Origin of the sequence: Brucella sp., from assembly GCF_032066345.1 — a bacterium.
Classification (GTDB): Bacteria; Pseudomonadota; Alphaproteobacteria; order Rhizobiales; family Rhizobiaceae; genus Brucella; species Brucella pseudogrignonensis.
Genome location: NZ_DAMBKZ010000013.1, coordinates 99,101 through 123,284, shown reverse-complemented (window position 1 = coordinate 123,284; position 24,184 = coordinate 99,101). Strand labels below are relative to the sequence as shown.

Sequence of the window (24,184 nt, the reverse complement as noted above, 5' to 3'; positions counted from 1 at the left end):
TCAGGCAGCCTCAAGCTCCGGCATTACAGATCGCTGGTTTGATGCTGCTTCCTGCTTGATGGCGGTTTCGTGGATCCACTGCTTGAGAACTGCGGCAACGCGCTCTTCATCCATCTCGATCATCTGTTCGAGGCGCAACTTCGCAGGCATACGCATACGCTGACGCAAATCGCTAAGGCTCGTCTTCATCTGATCGGCATAGGCTTCTGGTCCGCCGATCACTGCCTTGGCACCCTCACCGGCGATGGCCTGCTGTGTATCACCAACAAAGTTTGGCACAGCGACATCACCCGGTTCACGCAGCGCAACTTCTGTTCCGGATGGCTTCGCGTTCTGATCACGGAGCAAAGGACGGACACCAAACCAGATCAGGAGCGCAACAGCGGCAAGAATTGCCAGCGCATTGACGTAGGAACCGCTCTGGCGCATCAGCTGCTCGGACCACGGCGTCGAAACAGGCTCCATATCTGCGCCTGCCGGGCTGAGGAAGTTGACAGCCGTTACGTTGATCACATCACCACGATCGGCATTGAGACCGGCGGCAGTTGCAACGAGGTCGCGGATTTTCAGGATCTGCTGATCGACAAAATCGGCAGGTGGTGGCGTGGTGCCAGCCGTTTCAAGCAGACGCGCCTGATCGATGACGACCGCAATCGACAGACGCTTGACGGTGTAGCCATCGCTGACTGTGGACACCGTCTTGGTGTTCATTTCGTAATTGGTCAGTTCTTCGCGACGATCAGTCTTTTCAGACGAGCTTTCGCCGTTGCGGTTCTGAATTTCTTCCTGCGGAATGTTCTGCTCAACGCCGGTGGCATTGTCGTTACGTGCGTTGCGGGAGTCTCCGCTTTCACGCACAACACGAACAGAACGTTCAACGCGCGATTCAGGATCGAATTGTGTTTCATTGGTCTGACGGCGGTCGGTATCAAGCGTTGCCTGAACACTGCTCTGGAAGTGACCAACACCGAGATATGGAGCAAGCGCCTTGCGGATGCTCTCATCCACATTGCCAGCAACCTGCTGTTCAAGCGACGCGGTCAGAAGAGCAGCACCATTCGCAGCCTCTCCCGCAGATGCGAGCAGACGACCATTGGTATCGAGAACCGTAACGGACGAAGCATCCAGCGATGGCACAGCGGCAGCAACCAGCTGGCGGATCGACTGCGCGGATTCAGCGGCAAAGCCGCCTTCAGCGCGGATCACAACCGAGGCAGACGGCTTTTGATCACCGCGACGGAACGAGCCTTTTTCGGCCATGACGATGTGAACGCGCGCAGCTTTTACGCCACGAATGGCCTGAATGGTACGCGCGATCTCGCCTTCAAGTGCGCGAACATGCGTGATTTCCTGCATGAACGATGTCAGGCCAAGCGAGCCCATATTGTCGAAAAGCTCGTAACCGGCGTTGTTTGACGTCGGCAGACCTTTTTCAGCCAGATACATACGCGCCTGTTCGGCCTTGCCGACAGGAACAAGGATCGATGAACCGTCGGACTTCACGTCGAAAGCAATGCCAGCTTCACCGAGCGCCAGCCCCATACGGTTCACGTCATCGCGCGAAAGGCCGACATAAAGCGTCTCATAGGAGGGGCGGCTCAGATAGACGCTCGTATAAAGAATAGCGCCCATCAGTGCAGCTCCGACAAGTCCGAGCGCTATAAGTTTTCGCGCGCCAAGCTTGCCGAGCGTTCCCTTAAGCTGTTCGAGTAATTGCTGGAAATTCTGCTGCATCGATACCACCGCCATCCTGATGCGAACAAAATAGATCGCGAAGCTTGCGCGAAAGTGTCGGCTTGAATGAGGAGGCGATTTTTTAGAAAAGAAGAAGGGCGCGGAATAAATTCCACGCCCCTCAAAGTATCAACCGTATCAGCTAAGTGATTAGCCGCGGAACAGCGACAGGATCGACTGGCTCGACGAGTTAGCGATCGAGAGAGCCTGAACGCCCAGCTGCTGCTGAACCTGCAGAGCCGACAGACGAGCCGATTCCTTGTTCATGTCGGCGTCAACGAGCGTACCAACGCCCTTTTCAACCGAGTCGCTGAGCTTGGAAATGAAGCTCTTCTGGGTGTCGATACGTGCCTTTGCAGCACCGAGCGAAGCTGCACCGGTGGTGAGCTTGTCCAGAGCGGTTTCAACCGATTCCAGAGCAGTCTTGATTGCAGCGTCGTCAAGCTTTGCAGTCGATGGATCGAAGAAAGCAGTGGCGACCAGATCACCAGCGATACCGCCGGTGCCTGCAGCGTCAGCAAAAACCTGTACGTCAGCAGCAGCAACGTCAACGGTGTCGATCGTTACAGTGGTGCCGGTACGGTTGTACGATGCAACAACCTTAAGGTCCGAAGTTGCAGCTGCGTCGTTCACGAGCAGGTTCGAACCAGCGTAGTTCGCGTTGCTGGCAGACGACTTGATCTGCGACTGGATTGCTTTGAGTTCGGTCGCGACCTTCTTCTGGTCTTCCTGGCTGGCGCCCTGAGCGCTAACCAGAAGCGACTTCATCTTGTCAACCTGGTCCTTGATGTCGTTGATTGCAGTGTATGCAGTGTCAACCTTGCCGGCGCCGAGACCAAGAGCGTCCTGAACAGCCGAGTTGGCCTTGTTGTCGGACTTCATCGAGGTTGCGATCGACCAGTAAGATGCATTGTCAGCAGCTTCACCGATGCGCAGGCCGGTCGAAATACGGTTCTGCGTGGTTTCCAGCGACTTGTTGGTCGAGGAAAGGGTCTGAAGAGCGGTAAGAGCTGAAGAGTTGGTAAGAATGCTAGACATTGAATTGCCCCTTGGGAAAACAAACTGAGGGACAGGCCGGATTGAATATTACCGGCATAGGAGAGCGGCATCATGCCTGTCACCACGAAACGCGTGGGACCTACTATGGATGCTAGCACTATAACCCAATTGTTAAGAATATATTAATATAATGCGATCGTTTTTAACGAACGGTATTTTCTGGGGTGATACCTAGTCAGAATGCTTAACAAGCAATTGATAGGGTCCACCCGATTTTACGCAAATGATCGTATCAGGCTTCCAACCAGAATATTCCAGCCATCGATCAGCACGAAGAACAGTATCTTGAACGGCAGCGATATCACCGTCGGCGGCAACATCATCATACCCATCGACATGGTCAGTGTTGCGACCACGAGGTCGATCACCAGAAACGGCAGAACGATCAGGAAGCCGATTTCGAAACCACGACGCAATTCCGAAATCATGAAGGCCGGAACCAGCACGCGGAAATCAACAATGCCGTCTTCACCCGTGCGGAATGCCGGATCTGCTAGATCTTCAAACAGGCGCAAATCCTTATCGCGCACTTCGCGCATCATAAATTCGCGAAACGGGTTAGAAATTTCACGAAATGCCACGTCCTGCGTGATCTCGTTGCGCATCAAAGGCTGCACGCCATTGTTCCAGGCACGATCAAACACTGGTGCCATGACATAGAAGGTCATGAACAAAGCCAGCGAGATCATCACCATGCTTGCAGGAGCCGTCTGAAGCCCAAGCCCCGAACGCAAAAGCGAGAACGCAATGGCAAAACGCGTGAAGCTTGTGACCATGATCAGCAAGCCGGGCGCCACCGACAGAACCGTCAGAAGGCCAAACAGCTGAACGATCTGTCCGCTGGCTGCACCACTTCCGGCTGGCAGAAGATTATCCAGCGACAAGGCTTGTGCATGGGCAGCAGAAATAAAGGCCAGCGTCAGCAAGCCACTCAGGGCGAAAATCTTCTTCATTCTACTACCAGCGTCGAAATGAAAACGCGGTCAACCGCGCCTTCCGAACGCATCCGCGCCCGCTCTTCAAGATCGGCACGCAAATAGGCCAAACCAGCGGCCCCCTGCAACTGCATGAGATTGACGCTCCGCAGGAAGCTCATAAAATCATCGCCCACACTTGCTGCAACTGCAGGCGGAATTTCACGACCCGGCTTCGCAACAAGCGCCGCCTCAAGTCGGACCCATGTGGTCTGCGGAATGCCAAGATTGGTCACAATCGGCTGCAGAGGGATGATTGTACCAATGGAACGCGATTCAAAATCACCCTGTTTCGGCTTGTCTTCCTTCGTCGTCGATTTAACTGCGGCTTGCTGGTCAGCGGAGATAACACCACCCAGATACCATCCGCCACCGCCAGCGATTGCGGTCAGAACTGCAACAGCGCCCAACAGACCCGCGATAGAGCCTTTTGCCTTGCCGTCCTTATCGATTGCCGTATCGCTCATACCTGCTCAACTTCAGAACGGAGAAATCTGATCGAGAATCTGCTGGCCGTAAGGCGGCTGCTGAATTTCGCTCAGGCGACCGCGTCCACCGTAAGAAATACGCGCCTCGGCAATCTTGTCGTAGGAAATGGTGTTGTTGCCTGAAATATCGCGCGGACGCACAACACCGACAACGTTGAGCACGCGCAACTCGTTGTTAACGCGCACTTCCTGCGAACCACGAATAATCATGTTACCGTTCGGCAGAGTATCGGTGACGATGGCGGCGACCTGAAGACGGATATCTTCGCTGCGCTCAATCGTGCCTTTGCCCTTGGAGGAACTGTTGGATCGCGTATTGACCGACGCATCCATGGTACCACCCGCTCCTGCACCCGAAAGGCTGCTCGTGTCGAACGAAGCGCCGCCGCCGTAAAGACCTTTCGACACACGCTCGCGATCCGTCTTGTTATCCATGTTCGCCCGATCATTGATCGAGATGATAACCGTCAGCACATCGCCCGGCTCGGCGGCGCGTGGGTCTTTGAAGAAGTTCGTCGAACGCTGATCCCAAAGCGAATAGGATGCCTTGCTTGGGCGGACAGGATAGCCGCTATATTGCGGATTGTTCTGGACACCGAGATTGGCCGCCACCGGCGAAAGGTCCGGCGCACGGCCGATCTCTTCCGGCCGTGTGGCACAGCCTGCCAAAAGGACCAAGGTTGCTGCTGCAAAGAGCGCTTTGTTCATGCTTTTCGTCATTGCACCGAATTCCCGGTTTCCGCCTGCGCGCGCTGTTCCCTGGTAGGCGGCGGCGTTGCGGTCGTGCGCTGCGAGCCAACAATGACCCGTGCGAGCTTGGCTGCCTTTTCAGGCGGCATTTCATTGAGGATGATGCTCGAAACACGCGGATTGAGCTTGAGTATCAAAGCCGCTGCCGCTTCATCGCCGATCAGCGACATCTGCGCTGCAGCCGCATCAGGCTTCATCTTGGAGATGATATCGACAAGAGAATCCTGTGCCTTGTTCACGAACTCGTCGCGACGCTTCAGCCACATCTCATATTCTTTGCGCTTGGCTTCCAGCGCGCGCATACGCTCTTCAACGTCAGCCTTGAGATCGGCAAGCTGCTTGGCCTGCAGCGAATAGCGGGCATCAGCGGCCTGATCGTCGATATTTCCGCAGAATTTGCGGATTTCATCAAGGTTGCCGATTGGTGCAGAAGCCGCCAACTGCTGAGCAGCGGTTGATGGGGCGGGCGTTTCGGCCTGCTGAGGTGCCGGAACAGGTGGAAGCGGCTGCTGTGCGAAAGCCGGAAAACCTGCACCGAAAAGCACGGCAAGAACTGAACCAAAGCGAATGACGTTTCTAGCCATAATCATTGCACCACCAGTTCTGCATGAAGGGCACCGGACGTCTTGATAGCCTGCAGAATGGCAATGATGCCATTTGGCTTAACGCCGATCTGGTTCAGACCTTTGACAAGGTTCTCAAGATTGGCTCCCGTCAGGATACCGATCTTGGAGTCACCCTGATTGACCGCAATATCAGTATTCGGCTCAACCTCAGTTTCGCCGTAGCTGAATGGATCGGGCTGAACGACCATCGGTGTTTCGGTCACGCGCACGGTCAGGCTGCCATGGCTGATCGCCACTTTTGAAATGCGTACTTTCTCACCAATGACGACCGTGCCAGTGCGTTCGTCCACGACGACGCGCGCAACTTCATCCGTGGTGATTGGCAGACCTTCCAGCTCAGCCAGAAAGCGAGCGGCAGGTACGTTCTTCGGGCGCTGAAGCCGGATGGTCTTGGCATCGCGTGCAATCGCTACGCCGCGGCCATAACGGCGCTTGGCAAAAACATTGATCGTATCGGCGGCACGTACAGCAGTGGTGAAATCAGGATCGCGCAATTCGACGACCATTTCACTGTCCTTGCCGAAATTGCCCGCAACTTCACGTTCAACCAGCGCACCGTTCGGAATACGGCCCGACGTCGGCACACCCTGCGTTATGCTTGCAGCATCGCCTTCAGCCGAAAAACCGGAGACGATCATGTTACCCTGCGCGACCGCATAAACCTGATTATCTGCACCCATCAGTGGTGTCATCACCAGCGTACCGCCTTGCAACGATGTTGCATCGCCCAGCGAAGACACGGTCACGTCAATACGGGAGCCGGTGCCGGCAAAGGCAGGCAGATTGGCGGTTACGATAACAGCTGCGGTGTTCTTGGAACGGGTCGAATTGCGCGGTGCGCTAATACCCAGATTGTCCAACATGGCGCGCATGGATTGTTCGGTGAAAGGTGAATTGCGCAGACTGTCGCCGCTGCCTTTCAGGCCGATAACAAGACCATAACCCACGAGCTGATTTTCACGCACGCCCTGAATGGTCGCAATGTCTTTCAGGCGCGCAACAGCGCTGCCTCTGCCCAGTTCGGCATAAGTCATTTTCGACGGATCGCCACCTGAACCAAGCCAGTCTGCGTCGGCTTCCACGGCCGAGCCAAACTCGCGCGCGTTCTTGGAAGATTCATCCGCAAAGCCAGCAACAGGCTGCAGTGCAATAGCCAGAAGGGCAATCAGGGCTGCGCGTGCTTTTCTCACTGCATCCCCACCTGAATACGGCCATCGGCAAGCACTGTGCCTGATACGATGATCCCACTGTCGATATTACGGATCTTGATAAAGTCGCCAGCAGCACCCGATTCAAGCGGTGTGCCCATCGCAGTGATGACAAGCGTACCAGACGTGAATACCAGCGGAGCTGGAACACCACGCTTGACCAGCGATGGTTCCCCAAGGGCAGATACGAGGATCGGCTTGCCCGGAAGCAGCGTTTTGCGGGCAACCTTGCCTGTCGCCTGATCCTGCGACAGCACATACTGGCTTGCAGCCGGTGCGCTGATGAAGAATTGCTTTTCCAGAAGTGCGGTATCGCTCACGATCTGACCGGGATAGACGGTTGCCGAAGGCACGACAAAAGCGATGCGGTCGGCAGCGCTTACGCCTGTGGTCGCAGCCCCCATTACTGCGGACAGCAGAAGGCCGGCAGTGACTGCCAGCCTTGTTTTCCGGGAAATTGCCTTCGCATAACTCATCGCCATCACCGTTGAAGCACATCCCGAAAAGTGGGAACCGGTTTTCGAACCAAGATGTGCGTAGAAACAAAAAGAGAGCATTTCTAACGCTTTAGCGCAGATTCTTCGATACAGTCGCGGCCATTTCGTCAGCTGCCTGAATGACCTTGGAGTTCATTTCATAGGCACGCTGTGCCGTAATCAGATCAGTGATTTCCTTCACCGGATCGACGTTCGATGCTTCGAGATAACCCTGCTTGATCGCGCCATAGCCAGGATCACCCGGGACGCCGACCAATGGGCCGCCAGAGGCTTCCGTTTCGCGGTAGAGATTGCCGCCCAGCGGCTCCAGACCCGCTTCATTGGTGAAGTTGGCAAGTGTCAGCTGACCGAGATCAACCTGGTTGACCTGATCCTGCAGCTTGGCAAAAACCTGACCGGTCTCTGTAACCGTGACCTCAATGGCGTCAGGTGGAATGGTGATCGCAGGTTCGACCGGATTACCATCGAGCGTTACCAGCTGGCCGTCGGCATTCTTGTTGAATGCGCCAGCGCGCGTGTAAAGCGTTTCGCCCGTTGGGCTCTGGATCTGGAACCAGCCGCGACCCGTCAGCGCCACGTCATAGGGATTGCTGGTTTGATTGAAGCTGCCCTGAATATGCAGATTGCGCACAGCCGCTGTCTGAACACCAAGCCCGACCAGCGCGCCTTCGGGAACAATTGCCTGATTGGCCTGATTTGGCACACCAGCGGTCCGTTCCGATTGATAGAGAAGATCGGAAAACTCGGCGCGGGCACGCTTGAAGCCTGTCGTATTGATATTGGCGATGTTGTTGGCAATCACTTCCAGATTGAGCTGCTGGGCGTTCATACCGGTTGCGGCAATCGTCAGGGCTTTCATAGCAGGTCCTTATTCAGTGAGAGCACTCAGACCGGCATACGGCTGATTTCGAGATAGGCCTGCACGATCTTGTCGCGGATCGCGATTGCCGTCTGAAGCGACTGCTCAGCCTCCATGACGGAACTGACCACATCACGCAGCGGTGCATCGCCTTTGATGCCCTGGATCGAGTTGGCTTCCGCTGCCTGCAGCTTCTGACCAACGGAATCCGTCATCTGCGACAGCACTTCCCCGAAGGACGCGCCGGGCGTCGTTGGAATAGCCTGCGGAGCCGAGGTCGAGCCGACGCTCTTTTCAGCAACCGTTTCAGAAAGACGCGACAGGGCGTTGCGCGCCGAAACACTCATGATTGAGTCGTACATTATGTGCTCCTCAGGAGATCGATGGTCATTGAAATCAGCTCGCGGGCCTGTTTGACGACCTGCAAATTGGCTTCGTAAGAACGGTTGGCTTCACGCATGTCCGCCATCTCGACGACCATGTTGACGTTTGGATATTTCACATAGCCACGCGCATCCGCTGCCGGATGGCTTGGGTCATATTGTTCGATAAAGGCCGAGGTATCCTTGCCGACTTCAGCAACTCGGACTTCGGCAGCGCCCGTGCCCTGCTCGACTTCCGTGCGGAAGGATACAGTCTTGCGGCGGTAAGGATCGGCATCGGCAGTCTTGGCAGTCGCCTGCGCATTGGCGAGGTTTTCAGAAACGATGCGCAAACGGGTCGACTGAGCCGAAAGCCCCGACGCTGCAATCTTGAGGGTATTTTGCAATGCATCCGACATGGCTTACCCTTTCGCCACAGACAACATCATGCGGTGAAACGCTTTGACGATGCTTGTGTTGAGCGAATATTCACGCGAAATCTCGCCCGCCTTCATCATTTCCCGCTCGACATCGACCGTATTGCCCGAATGGGTCTGCTCGGTGATATCCTCCGGGCGCAGCCGGGCGCCTGCGATGCCATTCGCCTCGACTTCCAGATGCTGCGGGCTTGTTGCAGCCATGGTGAGCTGGGTCTTGTCCAGCACATCAGCGAAGGGCTGAACGTCGCGCGCCCGGAAATCTGGCGTATTCGCATTGGCGACATTGCCCGCAACCGTGGCCTGTCGTACCGACAACCACTGCGCCTGCCTTGCAGCCAGATCGAAAAGATGAATGGAGCTCATTGAGTATCCCGCCTTTATAGTTCGTTAACTTAAAGGTCGGAACTTGCGTCAAGCTTGCGTGGAGCAAGGTTTGGCAAGGGCAGAGCATTCCAAGATGCGGATAACGCTCATAAAATATATTTAAATCAGATACTTATATTAGCAGTGGTTTTGATTCTGAAAAATGAACCAAACTGTTTGCAAGCCGGACTGACGCAAGCTTCATAAAGACCAGCTCATGGCCTCATCTGCGCATTTCAATCACATCGCCGGATGATGTCGTCAGCTTCCACGTACCGGCCTGATTGCCGCGACCGATAGAAACCAGATGGCTGCCGTCGGGCAGGAGCGACCCCTTTTCGACGAACCAATAGCCCGACGTATCTTCGATCATCGCCATACCGCCGACCACTTCGCGCAATGCGAATACCGGTTTTGGCAATGCCTGCCCCTCGCCGCCTTCACCGCCATTACCCGCGCCTGTTCCCGGCAAGCCTTTGCCGTTCGACATGACCGAACCAGTCGTGGTGGTGTCGATATCCTCACTCGGGGCGACCTGATCATTCGGGCGAAAGGACGGAAAATGACGCACGGTCTTCTGCTCGGAGCGGTCAAGCGGATCAACAATCTTGCTGTCGGCCTTCTTATCCGGGCTCAGATCGACACGTTGCAAATAGGTGACGAAGGGAAGCATCGCACAGCCAACAGCAAGTGTGATTGCTGCAATCTTGAGATAGCGGTCAACTTGACTTTGCGGCTTTTTGGTTTCGCTCACAGTCGCGGCTTCCACCTCTGCTGCCAGATCAGCGAGAATGGCCTCTTCCATGGTTTTGCGCGAACCCGTCTTCATGTTCTTCATGCCTGTTTTTCCCCGCGCAGTGCCGCGGCAAGATCGTGATAAGGGTCAGCCGACAGGCCTGTCTCGGGCGACTGCTGCAGCGCATCATAAATGCGCGGAACAAAATCGACAGCCTGATCCAGCAATCCGTCATTGCCCTTCTGATAGGCGCCAATCGCACGCAGATCGCGCGTCTCTTCAAAACGGGCAACCATACTGCGCAGCTGAGTGGCAAGTTTGCGCTGTTCTGGTGTCCAGTTATGTTTTGCCAGACGTGAAACCGATGCAGGAATATCGACCGCCGGAAAACGTCCCTGAGCTGCAATTGCGCGATCAAGAACAATATGCCCATCGAGCGTACCGCGAATGGTATCGGAGACCGGATCATTGTGATCGTCGCCATCGACCAGCACCGAATAAATGCCCGTGATACTGCCCCCCGCCTCGGTAATGCCGGGGCCGGCGCGCTCAAGCAAACGCGGTAACTGACTGAACACACTTGGCGGATAACCCCGCGATACCGGCGGTTCTTCCGCAGCAATAGCCACCTCGCGCGCAGCATGAGCAAAACGTGTGACGGAATCCACAATCAGCAGGACATTCTGTCCAAGATCGCGGAAATATTCGGCAATTGCTGTTGCAGTATTGGGAGCAAGGCGGCGCATCATCGGGCTTTCGTCGCCCGTCGCAACCACCGTTACCGTTTTATCGAGATGCCCCGCCATGGTTTCTTCGAGCATCTCACGCACTTCGCGACCGCGTTCACCGGTCAGCGCCAGAACGACGGTATCGAAATCGGCAGCGCGGGTCATCATGGCGAGCAAGGTGGATTTGCCAACACCTGAGCCTGCAAAAATGCCGATACGCTGCCCAAAACAGAGCGGCGTGAAAATATCGATGACATTGACGCCGGTCCGCAATCCGCGATCCACGCGTGCGCGTCGCAAGGCGGCTGGCGCAAGGTTTTCCGATGCCATGGGGCGCAAACCGGGTTGCAATGCGCCTTTTCCATCCACCGCCTCACCCAATGCATTGATGACCCTGCCACGCCATTCCGGCGCAGGTCGAATGCGAAGCGGGCCTTCTTCAAAAACAGCGGCGCCAAGTGATGGAATTATGCGATCATCGAACGGCTTCACGAGCACCTGATGATCAGCCACACGAATGATCTCGGCTAGGCTCTGACCACTGTCGGCGCGGATAGCCACCGCATCACCCAAACGCGCATTGCGCGACAGACCCCGTACCGCAATCGCCGAACGCGACACATCGCTCACCGTACCGCCAATACCTGTCAGAGACTTTGGCGCTATCGATTGTTGGCGTGCAAAGGCGGCGAGCCGCGCGAGCGGTAAATCAGGCGTCATCCGTTTTTGGAGCCCAGCGTCCTGATGGCTTCAGCCACTGTACTTTCCTGTTGTGAAAGCAGATTATTGACCTGCTCAAAAGCCCGGCTGACGCTGATCAGACGGGTCATTTCCGTCATGCCATCAACATTGGAACCTTCGATCATCCCCTGCACAACGCCGACACTCATATCGTCAACGACAGCCTGTGCAGGCTTGCTTGGCACGACACCGGAATTGCCTGCATAGCTGAGATCGGCATCTGCTGGGATCGAGAACAGGCCAATTGCACCGATCTGTGCGCCGTTCTGGTAGACCGCACCGTCACTGGAAATCTTCGGCGCGCCACCATCCGGATTGAGAACGATAGGCGCACCGCCCACATCCAGAACCGAATTGCCTGTGACAGACACAAGTTCGCCGGTTGGCATCATCTTCATGCGGCCGTCGCGGGTATAGACAACACCCTGCGGGGTGTTGACCGACATCCAGGCATCGCCCTTAACGGCAACATCAAAAGGATTGCCGGTTTCCAGCATTGAGCCTGCTTCTGTGCGAATATAGCTCTTGCCTGCGGTCGCGAAGTTCACGTCTTCGCTGGCCTTGTTCGAGACGATTGTATTGAATTTCGTGCCTTCGCCGCGAAAGCCCGGCGTCGAAATATTTGCCACATTATGCGCAATGGCATCCATCCGCCGTTCAAGTGTGACGAGGGAAGACAGGCCTACATAGATGGAATTATTCTGCATCGATCAGCGTCCGCCCGGCTTGAAGTTCTGCAAAGTGGTCAGAATGCTCGACGATATGCCGACCGACGACGTGCCACCGAGCAACAGCGAGGCGATTGATGCCGGGCTGCTCGTGGTTGGATTGTTCATTTCGTACATGGCTGTGAAACGCGAGATCATCTTCGATACATAGTCAGGGTCTGACATTTTCGAGAAATCGACCTTGGCCTCGATCATCTTGGCCTGCTTGTCGATGTCAGCATTCGACATCACCGAGGGCCAGCCAAACGTTGTCTGCATAACGGTCAGCAAAGCTTTATCGCCAAGGATTTCGTATGCATTGGTAATGGTGGATGCCTTGCGTTCGAAATAGAGCGCCAGACGGACACCCTCGTTCTGGCTGCCAGCCTCGGTCTCCAGTGTCTGACGGATATATTTATCCATCACACCTTGCTGGGCAGCCGTGCTTTCGGTGGCTTTTTCACCCTTGCCTGCAAAATCGAATGTCGTCGCAAATTCTTTATACCGCTTGTCGGTCAGCTTGTTTGCCATCGCGTCATCATCTTTGACGCCTTCGGTCAGGATCTTGCGAACGAATGCCTTGGCATAGGCCATGTCTTCCAGGCCGAATGCCTTCATGGCGTAGTTATAAAGCCGCGTATCGGACATGAAATCATCAATGGATTTCACCTTGCCGATATTCTCTTTGTAATAGGCGGTTTCTCGCTCGACCAGCGGTTCCTTCGAAACGCGCTGCAACGACCGCGTCATATCGGACGCGATCAGCCGATAACTCATCATCGTGTTGACCATGCGAGAACCCCCTGCGATTTTTCACACCCTTTATGCGGTCTCAAGCTTGTCCGAAGCTGATGCATTTTGGAGCGCATCCCCAAAAGGGCGAAACGGTTTTCGGAACAAGACGCGTTAAAACAAATGATTTGAGCACCACCCTGATCCAATCAGACCCAAACGCGCTCTAACACTTTATATTTGCAGCATAATTTTACCTTAAACTGATTTAAGTTTAAGGAATTATGCTGAAGCGCCATGTGACAAGCTTCGCGCAAGGCGCATTCCCTACAGTGTAAGAATAACTTCGAACCAACGGGAGTCTTGCGCTTTGGGTATTCTCATCGGCCTCGCCATCACACTGGGCTGTATGCTCGGCGGTTTCATCGCCATGGGCGGTCACGTCGGCGTGCTTGTTCAGCCGTGGGAATTCGTCATTATTCTGGGCGCAGCCCTTGGCACATTCTTCATCGCCAACCCGTTTTCACTTGTGAAAGATACGGGCAAAGCGTGCGTTGAGGCCTTTACCAATGCAGTGCCCAAGCAGCGTGATTATCTCGATCTTCTCGGATTGCTTTATAGCCTGATGCGTGAGCTGCGCGCCAAGTCGCGCAACGAGGTGGAAGTCCATATCGACAACCCCAAGGAATCGCCGATCTTTCAGGCCTATCCAAGCATCCTGAAGAAAGACGACCTCATCCACTTCATCTGCGATTATTGCCGCCTCATCATCGTTGGCAATGTTCGTTCGCATGAAATCGAAGCGCTTATGGATGAAGAAATCCACACCCTTTCACGCGACAAGCTCAAGCCTTATCAGGCGATGGTCAGCATTTCCGAAGCGCTGCCTGCCCTCGGCATCGTCGCCGCTGTTCTTGGTGTTATTAAAGCGATGGGTGCGCTCAACCAGTCCCCGGAAGTGCTCGGCCATCTGATTGGTGCGGCCCTTGTTGGTACTTTCGCAGGTATCTTCTTTTCCTATGGTGTCGTTGGTCCGATTGCTACCAAGATCAAGTCGACGCGTGACAAGAACAACCGTCTTTACACCGTCGTCAAGCAGACCCTGCTTGCATATATGAACGGTTCGCTGCCGCAGATCGCCGTCGAATACGGCCGCAAGACGATCTCCGCTTATGAACGTCCAAGCATCGACGTCGTTGAGCAGGAAACCATGGCGACAACGCCGATCCAGCAGGCAGCCTGATATGACCACACTGGGCCAGAACCGCAAAAACGACGTGCTCGCTGAAAATCTGTTGCGGGCGGCAGGATTGTCGGGCGACGATCTGAAGTCGCTTGCGCATGTGTTCAAGGATGCATCCGCGCATTTTTGCGGTCGTCTCAAACAGGGCAGTGCTGCTGCATTTGATGCGGAAGCAGGCCAGGTTGAGGCTGCGGACGATGCAGCATTCAATGCCATCATGGACAAGGCTGCGATTATCGCGCCGCTTAAAGCCGATCGCTGGGGTTGCACGCTCTATGTAACCGCCGATGCAACACTGGTATTTTCCATGATTGAAGCCATGTTTGGCGCACAGGGAAATCTCGGAAGCTTCGATCTGGAACGCCCTTTCGGTATGCTGGAGCGCAAAATATCGAGCCTGTTGACATCCCACATGGCAGCAGCGCTTGATCAGGTTTTCTCAAACAACGCCCAGGCGCTGTTTGCTGCTGGCGAATGTGCAGACGCGGCTGAGTTCAACAGCGAGGAATTCGAGCGCTCACGCCTCTTCGTTTGCCGGATCGATGTGGTCGCGGCAGGCAAGACAGGGGCCGTGCATCTTCTTCTGCCCCGCAGCACGCACAAGCCAATGCAAGATGCCGTGGCTGCATTCCTGCGCCGTCCGATGGATCAGGCAGATCCTGCCTGGAGCAAAAGAATGCGCAGCGAAGTCAGCCGCGCACGGATCGAGCTTGAAGCCTTCATCCAGCAGGGGAGCCTGACGCTCGACGCTCTTTCAAAGCTTGAAATTGGTCAGGTTCTGAAGCTCCCGATGGACGCCATGGAACAGGTACGTCTGCGCGCCGGTGATCAGCAGCTTTTCAAATGCACGCTCGGCAAGTCCGGCATTCACTTTACAGTCAAGGTTGGCGATCCGGTCAATCAGGAAGAGGATCTCATCGATGAGCTTGTTGCTGGCTAACATACTTTCCACGCTGATGGCTCTCGGCTCGCTTGGTGCGCTCATCATCGTCGGGCGCAAGGCCAATGAGACGATCAAGCTCGGCAAGCTGCTGACGCTTCGCGTGGCTGCGGCTTCCAACGGTCTGGAGCGCGTTGCAAAATCTTTGCAGAACCAGCGCACCGATCTTGCAGATGAAACCGTCCGCCTTGAAGCCCGTCTCGCTGAAACCGCCCGCGTTCGTCGGGAAATGGACGAAGCGATTGAGGAGCTGAACCGCGTGCGCAAGGCTCTTTCCCGTGATGTGCGTCAGGCACGCAATGTTACGGCAACAGTCGCCCGTATTGAGGAGCAGGCTTTCGCTCCCGTAAGCGAGCCTGCGCCAAAAGAAAAGAACGCACTACCTGTCTTCGTACGTCGCGCCGTCAAGAAGGCGACCGTTGAAATTGCGGGGCAGGCATGAGCAAGAAAAGCAAGGATGAAGACATGCAGCATGAGCTCAACGAGGCAATCGAAGAATTGCAGGAAGATAAGCCGCGCGCTGCAAAGACAGGCGCAGCGAAGCCTAATCTCGAGCTCATCATGGGCATCCCGGTCGACGTGCAGGTCGTGCTGGGCGGAACGACCATGCCTGTTGCCAATCTGATGAAGCTTGGTCGCGGTGCTGTTATCACCCTCGACAAGCAGATCGGTGATCCGGTCGATATCGTCGTCAATGGACGTGTGATTGCGCGCGGTGAAGTGATCGTTCTTGAAGACGATTCCTCCCGCTTCGGCGTCAGCCTCACCGAAATCATCGGTAAGTAACGGATCGACCATGGCCGATAATGAATCGCAGAAGCCTCTCGATGACAGCGTAAGCGGAGTGATTGACACTCTTTCCGGTCCGCAGAAAGCGGCTGCGATCCTCGTCGCAATCGGCCGCCCTTCCGCCTCACGGCTGCTCAAACACTTCAACGCCGAAGATTTGCGGAAGCTTGCAGGCCATGCCCGCACGCTTGAACCCATTTCTCCGCTCGATTTTGAACATCTGGTGAAGCAGTTCGAAGATTCATTCGCCGAAGGCGCGCCCGTTTCAGAAGCAGCACAGCGCTTTGAAGGACTGCTGCGCGAAGCCTTGCCACAAGACGAAGCCGATGCCGTGTTTGAAGAGCGCGTTCAGCCGCAGCTCGTTCAGGAATCCGTCTGGGTACAGCTTGCGAGACTGCCGGTCGAGAGCCTGCAGGCCTATCTCGCCGATCAGCATCCACAGATCATCGCCTATATCGTCTCCAAACTGCCGTCGGATCTCGCCGCCCGCATGTTTGTAGGCCTGCCGCCACAGCTGCGCAGTGCCGTCGTGCAGCGCTCGCTGCATATTGGCAATGTTGCGCCAGCTGCAGCCGATCTTCTGGAAGATGTATTGCGTCGCGATCTGCTTGGCCGCAGCGATGCAGGCCCGGTCAAAGCCCATCACGGACAGATCGCCAACATCTTCAACCAGCTCGACCGGCAGGAGATGGAAGAGCTCATGTCGAGCCTCAAAGATCTCAGCCAGGACGACATCGCGCGCATCAAGGCGAAGCTCTTCAACTTTGAAGATGTTGAACGCCTCTCGCAGCGTGCCCGTCTTCTGCTGTTTGATGAAGTCCAGACCGAACAGATCGCAACCGCTTTGCGGGGTGCCGATGCGTCGCTTCAGGAAATGGTGCTGTCCTCGCTTTCCACGCGCGGTCGCCGCATGGTCGAAAGCGAACTGGCAGCCGAACAAGGCAACATCACCAGCCAGAACATCGCAGACGCACGGCGCGCAATTGCACGCATCGCCATCGATCTTTCAGAGCGCGGTATCATCACCCTCGATTCAGGCGAAGACCCGAATTAGAGCGCCAATCTGATTGGATCAAATCGGCGCTCTGATCATCTGTTTTAACGCGCATCCTTGTCCGAAAACCGTTGCACACTTTTCGGGATGCGCTCTAATCTTGCGTGTGACATATGTCCGACGATACCGATAAAGAGAGCAAAACCGAGGACGCGACCGAGAAGAAGATCCGCGACGCATTGGACAAGGGTAACATGCCCTTCTCTCGCGAAACGCCGATCCTCGCTGGTATCGCGTCCTTTCTGGTGATTGCAGTCTTCGTCGCGGCACCCGCAACAACCAAACTGGCTGTCTTCTTGCGCGAACTGATGGACCGCCCGGAAGATTGGACCCTTAACAGCGCAGAAGATGCAAGCCATCTGTTTGGCATTCTGGCGCTGTCTGTCGGTGCAGCTCTCATTCCGGTCTTCATCATCATTCCGCTTGCAGGAATTGCTGCATCCGCCTTCCAGAATGCGCCGCGATTTGTCGGTGAGCGTATTCGCCCACAAGCATCGCGCATTTCCCTGCTCAAAGGCTGGTCGCGCATTTTCGGTCGCGCCGGTCAGGTCGAGTTTCTCAAATCATTGGCGAAATTCATTGCCGCAAGCGTGATCGTGTTCTTTGTTTTCTTCAAAGGCAACAATCTCTTCACCGAAGCGGTAGCGACCGACCCGAGTGCATTACCCGAGTTTCTGCGTGAAAATCTGGTGCGGCTTCTGGTGGCCAATGTCCTCGCGATCACCGCGATTGCCGGCTTCGACCTCGCATGGTCGCGCATTCACTGGAAGCAGGAACTGCGCATGACCAAGCAGGAAGTGAAGGACGAGCTTAAGCAGTCGGAAGGCGATCCACTGGTTAAAGCACGCCTGCGCTCGCTGGGGCGAGACCGCGCTCGGCGCCGCATGATCAACGCAGTTCCAACTGCCACGCTGATTGTCGCAAATCCGACCCATTTTTCTGTAGCACTACGCTATCGACCCAATGAAGATGCAGCGCCAATCGTTGTTGCAAAAGGACAAGATCTCATCGCGCTCAAGATAAGAGAAATAGCGACCGCAAATTCCATTCCAGTATTTGAGGATGTACAATTGGCACGCGCCCTCTATAAGCAGGTGAATGTCGACCAGATGATCGCACCTGAATTCTATAAAGCGGTCGCCGAACTGATCCGCGTCATCAATGCCCGGCATGCTATACGATGATAGGTTTTCAGATGACTTTAGAATATTCTAATATATTATCAGTCTGTTCTTACCGATCGGCGGTGACACGATGAAGAGCCTTCAATTCTCAAACGAACGCGAGGCAATCATTGCCGAAAACATCCGCGAAGTCGTTGCTGAACTTCGGCTGGTTGATCCTGCCGATTATATCGCTTTCATCCGCTGCGAGTTGTTTGCAAACATTGCCGACATTGTTGCTTCGGCGACCGAACTATATTTCTTCCCTGGTACGCTTGAACTGGGCCATGGTGGCGAATTTCACTGCGACTGGTTCAGCGCCCCCTCCATCGTTCTCGACATGGAGTTCCGCAACAAGGGTGTTTATGCCTATTTCCGGCTGACGCTTTCAGGCAAGACGGCGAGCGTTGAGCTCAGCCATATTGTATTTGAAAACCCGGATGATGATCCTGCGCAGAATACGACCCGACTGATCGACGCGATCGACAGTGCCCGACTTCCATTGCGGAAAACTGCTTAGAGCACCGTGTGCCCTTCCGGGCGCACAAAGGTCGATCTAACACTTTATATTTAAAGCATAATTTTATATTGCAGCGGTTCCAGTTAAGACTGAATCGTTGGAACCGCTGTAACTGTTTGTTTTTACGCATTGTCCAACGCAAAACCGCTTCGCACTTTTGCTGGCAATGATACAGCCAGCACAAAAACACCGGACGCTTGTGGCATCCGGTGTTAAAAATTCATCATCAATTGCAGCATTACATCAAATGAGCGACTTCAGGCATTTCGATAATGCCGAGTGAAAGCGCCGTCGCTACCGCGGACGTCCGGTTCGAACAATTGAGCTTGATCTTCGCATTCTGAAGGTAGGTCACCACTGTCCAGCGGGCGATACTGAGAATTTCAGCAATTTCACCATCTGTCTTGCCGTTTGCGGCCCAACGTAAGCAGTCGATTTCGCGCGGCGTCAGAAGCGATGCTACAGGCTTTGTCTGCTCACAACCGCACAATGTGTTGTGAATGATGCCGGAAACACTGAGCAGGCGCGGGCGCATCTTGGAAATAAACTGGTCACGCGCTTCGTCTTCACCCCGTTCAAAACAAAACAACGTACAGCCGGCCGCGCCGTTTGTATTGCGTGCGGAAACAGCGATAAACACATTACCAAGGCCGTGCTTTTCGGCATCCTGCATCATTTCTGCAATATCAGGGCAAGCATTCGCATCTTCCTTGAGATCACGGACGATGCCACTTGTGTCATTCCGGAAATACGGGGCGTCCTCCTGAAAAATAGGATCAATGACAAAATAGTTCTTTGTCGAGTATCGCGTCGCCCAGCTGGAAGGAAACGTCATCACAACTGTCAGATCCGATGAGTTTATCTTCGTGCAATCACCCATACGCCCGCGATAGGTATGCATAATATAACGGCATCCGATTTCATCCCGGATACGCGTTAAAAGCGCCAATGTGTCGCCCTGAAAAGATGTGCCAAAAAAGGTCTTTTTAAAATTCGGAAAATGAATCAAGTCGAGAGTCATTGTATAATATCCTTGGTAATAAAGCACGAAACGAGCTTCATCTGGCGCCACAAAATATCGGTGGCGAATCGGCTTCGTCGGGCCTTCAATCACTTATCAGTCACATAAAAAATGGGCCGCTATGCAACCCGCAATAAATTGATTGCTATGTATTACACACAAGAACCGTGTCGAAAAAAGGCTCTTGCAAGTGAAAATTACGTTACCAATGAAATTTCCGCAAAACTATTTCTTAGCTTTCAGGGGGAATGTTCTGTTTTGAAACATTCCGGCATTTACTTCCGTAAGCCCTAAAGAAGAAGTCGAGCGCGTTTTCGACATTCTTGATAATAGTTTCTTCTGATGGCGGCTCACTCAAGACGCCAAAAAGGCGTGGTCGATAGAGACCGGACAGAAACAGGTCCGTCAGCTGGTAGGCCTTTTCCAGTGGGTCAAACGGTTCAAGCTCGCCTGCCTCAATCATTCGGGACAGGAAGTCCGCCATGATCAGATGGCTGCGCTTCGGACCACGTTCATAAAAGCGGGCCGACAATTCCGGCTTGCGTTCACTGACCCCAAGAATGATGCGCTGCGCACGGATCGCCGTTGTTGATGTAATGAGTGTAACCAGAGTTACACCGAAGTCAGCCAGTTCTTCTCGCGTGGAGAAACCTTTGTCGATCTTGGCGACCATCTTGCTGAAAGTCGTCATGCGGTAATGCTCGCACAGAGCGACGAACAGATCTTCCTTGCTGTTGAAGTAAACGTAAATCGTACCCTTGGACACGCCAGCTTCACGCGTGATATCGTTCATGCTGGCAGCGTCAAACCCCATACGCAGAAAGACGTTCTGCGCGCCTTCAAGAATTTGCTGACGCTTGATTGGATCTTGTCCGGCGGCAAGGCGTGTACGCCCACTTTCCGCATCAGGTTCGCACACGAACGCGTCAGTGTCGCTGCCTTCTGCAGCAACATCAGCACCTTCACATATGCGGTATTCACGATTCATTGTACAAAACTCGCATTTTTTTCGAACCAAGCGGTTCGATGTCACTTGATATGGGCAACTTATTGCTCTAAGTCAACATCGAACCAAGCGGTTCGTTGAAGCGGTTATACAGAAAGTTTGCCTTATGTCCGCCCCCAAGTCTGTTGATACGGCTGATATCCGTCCATTCCCTACCCCTGCTGGCCCTACACCTGCTGGTCAGGGAGAACAGTCCAGAGTGAACGCCGAACCCTTGGGTGAACGGCCCGCTCCGCAGACTGCTCCGGATACGGCAGCACCAAGCGCCTCGCCTGCTGACGCAAAGGACGGCAAGAAAAAAGGCTTCGGAAAGCGCGTGCTGCTTCCGGGCATTCTTATTGCCGCTGTTGCTGGCGGCCTTTGGTATGGTTATGACTGGTGGACCGTTGGCCGCTTCATGGTTTCAACGGACGATGCTTATGTGCAGGGCGACATTGCTTCGATTGCACCGAAAGTCACCGGCTATATCGAAAACATTCCAGTTGTCGCTAACCAGCACGTTAAAGCGGGCGATGTGATCTTCCAGCTCGATGCTGGCGATTATCAGATCGCGCTCGACGATGCGGAAGCCAAGCTCAACACGCAGAAACAGACACTTGCACGCATCAATGCGCAGGTTGACGCTTCAAAGGCGAGTTTGCAGCAGGCGCAGGCCGACGAACAGGCTTCGCAGGCCGTTCTGAAGAACGCCGAAAGCACCATGGTCCGAATTCAGAAGCTGCATGATACGCGCTTCTCTGCACAGTCCGAACTCGACAACGCACAGTCAGCGCTCGATCAGGCCAAGGCAAAGCTTGCCGGTTCGAATGCGCAGATCGCTTCGGCAAATGCGAATATCGAAGTGCTGAATGCGCAGTATAAGGAAGCGGAAAGCACCATGCGTTCGCTGGAGCTCGCCCGCGACAAGGCTGCACGCGACCTCAACTTCACCACCCTGCGCGCACCTTTTTATGGTGTTGTCGGCAATCTTTCCGGCAAGAAGGGCGATCTCGTTTCGGCTGGCCAGAAGATTGCAGCGCTCGTTCCTGTGAACGCGCTCTATATCGATGCCAACTTCAAGGAAACGCAGCTCGGCCACATCAAAACCGGCGAAACCGCACGTATCTATGTTGATGCCATCGACGGCCCTTACTTTGAAGGCAAGGTCGCATCGGTTGCTCCGGCATCGGGCGCTGTGTTCTCGCTGCTGCCACCTGAAAATGCGACGGGTAACTTCACCAAGATCGTTCAGCGTGTTCCGGTTCGTATCATGATCCCACAGGACGCGCTCGATTCCGGCAAAATCCGTGCAGGTCTCAGCGTGACGGTCGATGTGGACACCCGCACCGCACCGGAAGACAAGGCCAATTAAGGGCTAACTAAAGAAGCGATTGCGTTTGAGGGCGCATACCGAAAATTGTGAAACAGCTTTCGGTATGCGCGTGAAAACGGCTCATTAGAATATGTGGTGGCGCGGCGAACAGCTTTCGCGCCCCTTTCCTCTTCCTATTCGGAGTGCGCCTTCATGGCTGCAAACACCACGATGGGGCCTATGGCTCCCGCAGAAGATCGCATCGATCCCAAGAAGGCGATTGCCTTTCTTGCGATGGTGTTCGGCATGTTTATGGCCATTCTGGACATCCAGATTGTGTCAGCATCGCTGTCTGAAATTCAGGCAGGCCTCAGCGCCAGCTCCGACGAAATCTCCTGGGTTCAGACATCCTATCTGATTGCGGAAGTCATCATGATTCCGCTCTCAGGCTTCCTCGGACGCCTTGTGTCAACCCGTGTGTTGTTTACCGTTTCCGCCGCGGGCTTCACGCTTGCCTCCATGCTCTGTGCGACTGCGACCAATATCGATCAGATGATCGTCTATCGTGCCATTCAGGGCTTTATCGGCGGCGGCATGATCCCGAGCGTGTTTGCGGCCGCATTCACGATCTTCCCGCCATCCAAGCGCTCCATCGTTTCACCGATGATCGGTCTTGTCGCGACGCTTGCACCAACCATCGGCCCGACCGTCGGCGGCTATCTCAGCCACGCGTTTTCCTGGCACTGGCTGTTCCTGGTCAATGTCGGCCCCGGCATCCTCGTCACAATCGCTGCATGGAACCTCATCGACTTCGACGAAGGCGACAGCTCGCTTCTGAGCAAATTCGACTGGTGGGGCCTCGCTGGTATGGCAGCCTTCTTAGGCTCGATGGAATATGTGCTTGAAGAAGGCCCGCGCAACGACTGGCTGCAGGATGAAGCGATCTTCATTCTGAGCGGCGTGATGGTTATAGGCGGCATTCTCTTCTTCTTCAGAGCGTTCACAGCCGAAGAACCCATTGTGGACTTACGTGCCTTCAAGAATGTCAACTTCGCCTTCGGCTCACTGTTCTCATTCGTGATGGGTGTCGGCCTTTATGGCCTCACTTATCTTTATCCGCTGTTTCTCAGTAGCATACGCGGCTACGACGCCCTGATGATCGGCGAAGCGCTGTTTGTCAGCGGCCTTGCCATGTTCTTCACTGCACCGCTCGCAGGCTTCCTGTCCACGCGCATGGACCCGCGCCTGATGATGATGATCGGCTTCCTTGGCTTTGCTGCCGGTACATGGATGGTCACAGGTCTGACTGCGGACTGGGATTTCTATGAACTTCTGCTGCCGCAGATCCTGCGCGGCTGTTCGCTGATGCTCTGCATGGTGCCGATCAACAATCTGGCGCTTGGAACCTTGCCACCTGCGCTGCTGAAAAACGCTTCCGGTCTCTTCAACCTGACCCGAAATCTCGGTGGTGCTGTCGGTCTGGCTGTGATCAACACCATTCTCACGCGTCGCAGCGATATGCATTATGAGCGTCTGGCCGAGCATGTGCGCTGGGGCAATTCGGAAGCCGAACAGATGCTGGCGAACCTGACTGCGAAGTATAATGCGGCCGGTCTGGATGGTGCGACAATCGCCATCTCCAAAATGTCGGGCATGGTGCGCCAGCAGGCAACACTCATGTCCTTCATCGACGTATTCTTCATTCTCACGATGATGTTCTGCACGCTCGCAGCTTGTGCCGTGATGTTACGCAAGCCAAAGCAAGCCGCCGGAGGCGGTGGCGGCGGTCACTAATACCAAGGCGCGAAGATGCTGACGCTATCCACGCCTTGAAAAGTTCAATCGCCACTCGGGCTTAACCAAAGCTCCGTGAGTCATACTCATGGAGCTTTGGTATAAAGCATCCAGATTCGATTTCATACGAAACCGAATCTGCTTCGCGAGTATTTCATAAATTTTCGTTTGAATGAGCCCTGCTCGCCATTTGCCGCGCGCAGGCAAACTCCTGTCGTTTTGGGAAAAGCGTCTTTTTAAATTGTGACAGTGACGAAACCTTTGTCATATTTATTGTCATAAAAATGCAGTTCAACCTTATGGATCAATTGCTAAGTCCCTGAAAACGTGTTTCACTTTCTGTCGTTGACATTTTGTGA

General features: G+C 54.6%; 27 protein-coding genes. 9 read left to right on the top strand and 18 right to left on the bottom strand.

Annotated features, from left to right (window positions below; all coding sequences use genetic code 11):
• From fliF to RT142_RS16490, 16 genes are all read right to left on the bottom strand, one after another.
• Positions 1–1,749, bottom strand: a complete 1,749-nt coding sequence (gene fliF / locus RT142_RS16565) for a flagellar basal-body MS-ring/collar protein FliF (RefSeq protein WP_064321434.1) — start codon at positions 1,747–1,749, stop codon at positions 1–3.
• Positions 1,750–1,884: 135 nt separating this feature from the next.
• Entirely contained in the window at positions 1,885–2,772 is an 888-nt protein-coding gene (locus RT142_RS16560; protein WP_007877048.1) for a flagellin, read from the bottom strand.
• Between the two features lie 236 nt (positions 2,773–3,008).
• Positions 3,009–3,746, bottom strand: a complete 738-nt coding sequence (gene fliP / locus RT142_RS16555) for a flagellar type III secretion system pore protein FliP (RefSeq protein WP_064321433.1) — start codon at positions 3,744–3,746, stop codon at positions 3,009–3,011.
• Positions 3,743–4,234: a flagellar basal body-associated FliL family protein gene (locus RT142_RS16550; RefSeq protein ID WP_007877052.1), complete on the bottom strand. Its 492-nt coding sequence runs from the start codon at positions 4,232–4,234 to the stop codon at positions 3,743–3,745. Before RT142_RS16550 ends, fliP begins: the two co-directional genes overlap by 4 nt.
• Positions 4,235–4,246: 12 nt before the next feature.
• Positions 4,247–4,975, bottom strand: a complete 729-nt coding sequence (gene flgH, locus RT142_RS16545) for a flagellar basal body L-ring protein FlgH (protein ID WP_064321432.1) — start codon at positions 4,973–4,975, stop codon at positions 4,247–4,249.
• Positions 4,972–5,595, bottom strand: coding sequence for a MotE family protein (locus tag RT142_RS16540; protein ID WP_007877054.1), 624 nt, complete (start codon positions 5,593–5,595; stop codon positions 4,972–4,974). Before RT142_RS16540 ends, flgH begins: the two co-directional genes overlap by 4 nt.
• Complete coding sequence (locus tag RT142_RS16535) at positions 5,592–6,866, bottom strand: flagellar basal body P-ring protein FlgI (protein ID WP_235819036.1); 1,275 nt, start codon at positions 6,864–6,866, stop codon at positions 5,592–5,594. Before RT142_RS16535 ends, RT142_RS16540 begins: the two co-directional genes overlap by 4 nt.
• Positions 6,818–7,315 (bottom strand): flagellar basal body P-ring formation chaperone FlgA, encoded by a 498-nt coding sequence (gene flgA, locus RT142_RS16530; RefSeq protein ID WP_064322499.1) that lies wholly within the window; start codon positions 7,313–7,315, stop codon positions 6,818–6,820. The genes RT142_RS16535 and flgA overlap by 49 nt, the downstream gene beginning before the upstream one ends.
• A gap of 91 nt (positions 7,316–7,406) precedes the next feature.
• Positions 7,407–8,195, bottom strand: coding sequence for a flagellar basal-body rod protein FlgG (flgG, locus tag RT142_RS16525; protein ID WP_313030020.1), 789 nt, complete (start codon positions 8,193–8,195; stop codon positions 7,407–7,409).
• Between the two features lie 26 nt (positions 8,196–8,221).
• Positions 8,222–8,557 (bottom strand): flagellar hook-basal body complex protein FliE, encoded by a 336-nt coding sequence (locus RT142_RS16520; RefSeq protein WP_007877059.1) that lies wholly within the window; start codon positions 8,555–8,557, stop codon positions 8,222–8,224.
• Positions 8,557–8,976 carry a flagellar basal body rod protein FlgC gene (gene flgC / locus RT142_RS16515; RefSeq protein ID WP_007877060.1) on the bottom strand — a complete coding sequence of 140 codons (420 nt, stop codon included), beginning with the start codon at positions 8,974–8,976 and terminating at the stop codon, positions 8,557–8,559. Before flgC ends, RT142_RS16520 begins: the two co-directional genes overlap by 1 nt.
• A 3-nt stretch (positions 8,977–8,979) precedes the next feature.
• Positions 8,980–9,360: a flagellar basal body rod protein FlgB gene (gene flgB, locus RT142_RS16510; RefSeq protein WP_007877061.1), complete on the bottom strand. Its 381-nt coding sequence runs from the start codon at positions 9,358–9,360 to the stop codon at positions 8,980–8,982.
• Between the two features lie 223 nt (positions 9,361–9,583).
• Entirely contained in the window at positions 9,584–10,189 is a 606-nt protein-coding gene (locus RT142_RS16505; protein ID WP_039860274.1) for a hypothetical protein, read from the bottom strand.
• Positions 10,190–10,194: 5 nt separating this feature from the next.
• Complete coding sequence (fliI, locus tag RT142_RS16500; protein ID WP_007877065.1) at positions 10,195–11,544, bottom strand: flagellar protein export ATPase FliI; 1,350 nt, start codon at positions 11,542–11,544, stop codon at positions 10,195–10,197.
• On the bottom strand, positions 11,541–12,272 hold the full coding sequence (gene flgF, locus RT142_RS16495; RefSeq protein WP_064321431.1) for a flagellar basal-body rod protein FlgF: 732 nt from the start codon (positions 12,270–12,272) through the stop codon (positions 11,541–11,543). Before flgF ends, fliI begins: the two co-directional genes overlap by 4 nt.
• 3 nt (positions 12,273–12,275) lie before the next feature.
• Complete coding sequence (locus RT142_RS16490) at positions 12,276–13,064, bottom strand: DUF1217 domain-containing protein (RefSeq protein WP_064321430.1); 789 nt, start codon at positions 13,062–13,064, stop codon at positions 12,276–12,278.
• 310 nt (positions 13,065–13,374) lie between these two features.
• Here RT142_RS16490 and motA point away from each other — a divergent pair, with 310 nt between their 5' ends.
• The 7 genes from motA to RT142_RS16455 all read left to right on the top strand — a co-directional run bounded on the left by motA (position 13,375) and on the right by RT142_RS16455 (position 18,713).
• Positions 13,375–14,247, top strand: coding sequence for a flagellar motor stator protein MotA (gene motA, locus RT142_RS16485; RefSeq protein WP_064321429.1), 873 nt, complete (start codon positions 13,375–13,377; stop codon positions 14,245–14,247).
• A gap of 1 nt (position 14,248) precedes the next feature.
• Positions 14,249–15,187 carry a FliM/FliN family flagellar motor switch protein gene (locus RT142_RS16480; RefSeq protein ID WP_113159596.1) on the top strand — a complete coding sequence of 313 codons (939 nt, stop codon included), beginning with the start codon at positions 14,249–14,251 and terminating at the stop codon, positions 15,185–15,187.
• Positions 15,168–15,629, top strand: a complete 462-nt coding sequence (locus RT142_RS16475) for a BAB2_0123 family type IV secretion system effector (protein ID WP_007877072.1) — start codon at positions 15,168–15,170, stop codon at positions 15,627–15,629. Before RT142_RS16480 ends, RT142_RS16475 begins: the two co-directional genes overlap by 20 nt.
• Positions 15,626–15,973 (top strand): flagellar motor switch protein FliN, encoded by a 348-nt coding sequence (gene fliN, locus RT142_RS16470; RefSeq protein ID WP_039860233.1) that lies wholly within the window; start codon positions 15,626–15,628, stop codon positions 15,971–15,973. The genes RT142_RS16475 and fliN overlap by 4 nt, the downstream gene beginning before the upstream one ends.
• 10 nt (positions 15,974–15,983) lie before the next feature.
• Positions 15,984–17,030, top strand: a complete 1,047-nt coding sequence (locus RT142_RS16465) for a flagellar motor switch protein FliG (protein ID WP_112814607.1) — start codon at positions 15,984–15,986, stop codon at positions 17,028–17,030.
• Between the two features lie 113 nt (positions 17,031–17,143).
• Positions 17,144–18,214 (top strand): flagellar type III secretion system protein FlhB, encoded by a 1,071-nt coding sequence (flhB, locus tag RT142_RS16460; protein ID WP_064321426.1) that lies wholly within the window; start codon positions 17,144–17,146, stop codon positions 18,212–18,214.
• Positions 18,215–18,284: 70 nt separating this feature from the next.
• Positions 18,285–18,713 (top strand): hypothetical protein, encoded by a 429-nt coding sequence (locus RT142_RS16455; RefSeq protein ID WP_007877078.1) that lies wholly within the window; start codon positions 18,285–18,287, stop codon positions 18,711–18,713.
• Between the two features lie 238 nt (positions 18,714–18,951).
• On the opposite strand, the gene RT142_RS16450 is transcribed toward RT142_RS16455, so the two are convergent.
• Both RT142_RS16450 and RT142_RS16445 read right to left on the bottom strand, forming a co-directional pair.
• Entirely contained in the window at positions 18,952–19,734 is a 783-nt protein-coding gene (locus tag RT142_RS16450; protein WP_007877079.1) for a helix-turn-helix transcriptional regulator, read from the bottom strand.
• Between the two features lie 232 nt (positions 19,735–19,966).
• The gene (locus RT142_RS16445; RefSeq protein WP_200638422.1) at positions 19,967–20,722 is read right to left on the bottom strand and encodes a TetR/AcrR family transcriptional regulator; all 756 of its coding nucleotides are present in this window, start codon (positions 20,720–20,722) and stop codon (positions 19,967–19,969) included.
• 124 nt (positions 20,723–20,846) lie between these two features.
• On the opposite strand from RT142_RS16445, the gene RT142_RS16440 reads away from it, so the two are divergent.
• Both RT142_RS16440 and RT142_RS16435 read left to right on the top strand, forming a co-directional pair.
• Positions 20,847–22,091 (top strand): HlyD family secretion protein, encoded by a 1,245-nt coding sequence (locus RT142_RS16440; protein ID WP_313030010.1) that lies wholly within the window; start codon positions 20,847–20,849, stop codon positions 22,089–22,091.
• 153 nt (positions 22,092–22,244) lie between these two features.
• The gene (locus RT142_RS16435) at positions 22,245–23,825 is read left to right on the top strand and encodes a DHA2 family efflux MFS transporter permease subunit (RefSeq protein ID WP_064321424.1); all 1,581 of its coding nucleotides are present in this window, start codon (positions 22,245–22,247) and stop codon (positions 23,823–23,825) included.
• Positions 23,826–24,184 lie beyond the last annotated feature (359 nt).

Bases quoted from the DNA above. Each gene is read 5' to 3' on its own strand.
- fliF (WP_064321434.1), bottom strand. From the start codon at position 1,749: ATGGCGGTGGTATCGATGCAGCAGAATTTCCAGCAATTACTCGAACAG.
- RT142_RS16560 (WP_007877048.1), bottom strand. From the start codon at position 2,772: ATGTCTAGCATTCTTACCAACTCTTCAGCTCTTACCGCTCTTCAGACC.
- fliP (WP_064321433.1), bottom strand. From the start codon at position 3,746: ATGAAGAAGATTTTCGCCCTGAGTGGCTTGCTGACGCTGGCCTTTATT.
- RT142_RS16550 (WP_007877052.1), bottom strand. From the start codon at position 4,234: ATGAGCGATACGGCAATCGATAAGGACGGCAAGGCAAAAGGCTCTATC.
- flgH (WP_064321432.1), bottom strand. From the start codon at position 4,975: ATGACGAAAAGCATGAACAAAGCGCTCTTTGCAGCAGCAACCTTGGTC.
- RT142_RS16540 (WP_007877054.1), bottom strand. From the start codon at position 5,595: ATGATTATGGCTAGAAACGTCATTCGCTTTGGTTCAGTTCTTGCCGTG.
- flgA (WP_064322499.1), bottom strand. From the start codon at position 7,315: ATGAGTTATGCGAAGGCAATTTCCCGGAAAACAAGGCTGGCAGTCACT.
- flgG (WP_313030020.1), bottom strand. From the start codon at position 8,195: ATGAAAGCCCTGACGATTGCCGCAACCGGTATGAACGCCCAGCAGCTC.
- RT142_RS16520 (WP_007877059.1), bottom strand. From the start codon at position 8,557: ATGTACGACTCAATCATGAGTGTTTCGGCGCGCAACGCCCTGTCGCGT.
- flgC (WP_007877060.1), bottom strand. From the start codon at position 8,976: ATGTCGGATGCATTGCAAAATACCCTCAAGATTGCAGCGTCGGGGCTT.
- flgB (WP_007877061.1), bottom strand. From the start codon at position 9,360: ATGAGCTCCATTCATCTTTTCGATCTGGCTGCAAGGCAGGCGCAGTGG.
- RT142_RS16505 (WP_039860274.1), bottom strand. From the start codon at position 10,189: ATGAAGACGGGTTCGCGCAAAACCATGGAAGAGGCCATTCTCGCTGAT.
- fliI (WP_007877065.1), bottom strand. From the start codon at position 11,544: ATGACGCCTGATTTACCGCTCGCGCGGCTCGCCGCCTTTGCACGCCAA.
- flgF (WP_064321431.1), bottom strand. From the start codon at position 12,272: ATGCAGAATAATTCCATCTATGTAGGCCTGTCTTCCCTCGTCACACTT.
- RT142_RS16490 (WP_064321430.1), bottom strand. From the start codon at position 13,064: ATGGTCAACACGATGATGAGTTATCGGCTGATCGCGTCCGATATGACG.
- RT142_RS16480 (WP_113159596.1), top strand. From the start codon at position 14,249: ATGACCACACTGGGCCAGAACCGCAAAAACGACGTGCTCGCTGAAAAT.
- RT142_RS16475 (WP_007877072.1), top strand. From the start codon at position 15,168: ATGAGCTTGTTGCTGGCTAACATACTTTCCACGCTGATGGCTCTCGGC.
- fliN (WP_039860233.1), top strand. From the start codon at position 15,626: ATGAGCAAGAAAAGCAAGGATGAAGACATGCAGCATGAGCTCAACGAG.
- RT142_RS16465 (WP_112814607.1), top strand. From the start codon at position 15,984: ATGGCCGATAATGAATCGCAGAAGCCTCTCGATGACAGCGTAAGCGGA.
- flhB (WP_064321426.1), top strand. From the start codon at position 17,144: ATGTCCGACGATACCGATAAAGAGAGCAAAACCGAGGACGCGACCGAG.
- RT142_RS16455 (WP_007877078.1), top strand. From the start codon at position 18,285: ATGAAGAGCCTTCAATTCTCAAACGAACGCGAGGCAATCATTGCCGAA.
- RT142_RS16450 (WP_007877079.1), bottom strand. From the start codon at position 19,734: ATGACTCTCGACTTGATTCATTTTCCGAATTTTAAAAAGACCTTTTTT.
- RT142_RS16445 (WP_200638422.1), bottom strand. From the start codon at position 20,722: ATGAATCGTGAATACCGCATATGTGAAGGTGCTGATGTTGCTGCAGAA.
- RT142_RS16440 (WP_313030010.1), top strand. From the start codon at position 20,847: ATGTCCGCCCCCAAGTCTGTTGATACGGCTGATATCCGTCCATTCCCT.
- RT142_RS16435 (WP_064321424.1), top strand. From the start codon at position 22,245: ATGGCTGCAAACACCACGATGGGGCCTATGGCTCCCGCAGAAGATCGC.